At 46.0% G+C, this 782-nt stretch carries 1 protein-coding gene and 1 pseudogene; both read right to left on the bottom strand.

Annotated elements, in window-relative coordinates:
- A pseudogene (locus tag R7Z49_RS24420) lies at window positions 1–195 on the bottom strand (MarR family transcriptional regulator); the annotation flags it as partial.
- Window positions 196–396: 201 nt separating this feature from the next.
- Window positions 397–782: efflux RND transporter permease subunit (locus R7Z49_RS24415; protein WP_318112283.1), on the bottom strand; the 386-nt coding region annotated here is incomplete at its 5' end.

Genomic DNA, 782 nt, shown 5'->3' with positions numbered 1-782 from the left:
ATCGGCTAACGCTTGTTGACTCATGGGCTGAAACTCTTCTAACGCTGCCAACGCACTGGCCATCTCTAAGGTCATCTGATTTTGACGACATAACTCTGCTTGCGCTCGGTTGCGATACATCCGTTGCATCACCCCAGAAACAAACATTGGGCTTTGATCCAAAACGGAGATTGGTGAAATTTTTTGCTCTTTCATAGCCGCCTATTTAACTTATGGCTTCATGTTATGCTTTCTGACCTTTTAGTGAGGAATTCGAAACGTAATTGCTCTTCCTAGACTTCATTCAAAATCGGTGGCGTATTAAACCATCGAGTTGAAAGCATAAACAAAGAGCGCTTACGCGCCCTTTTATTATGTTTATTGTTATTAGTATAACTCAGTTAAGCTTACGAAGTCTTACTCCGACTTTTCCGTTGCTGGAGCGAGTTCTTGAGATTGCTCTTTCTGCGCTTCTTTTTGAGCACGGCGATCAAACAAACGCTCTACCACAACAAAGAACACCGGAACAAAGAAGATGCCAAGCAAGGTCGCACTGATCATGCCGCCAAGCACACCAGTACCTACCGCGTTTTGACCAGCAGAACCCACGCCAGCACTGATTGCCAACGGAACCACACCCAAGCCAAACGCCAAGGACGTCATGATGATTGGACGAAGACGCACACGCACCGCGTGCAGTGTAGCTTCAATCAGACCTGCACCTTTCTCGTAATATTCTTTCGCGAACTCAACGATCAAAATCGCGTTTTTCGTAGCCAGACCCACTGTGGTTAACAAACTCA

This window comes from Vibrio sp. 1562 (genome assembly GCF_033340155.1).
GTDB classification, from domain to species: domain Bacteria; phylum Pseudomonadota; class Gammaproteobacteria; order Enterobacterales; family Vibrionaceae; genus Vibrio; species Vibrio alginolyticus.
This window is presented reverse-complemented; position numbering and strand designations above follow the sequence as displayed.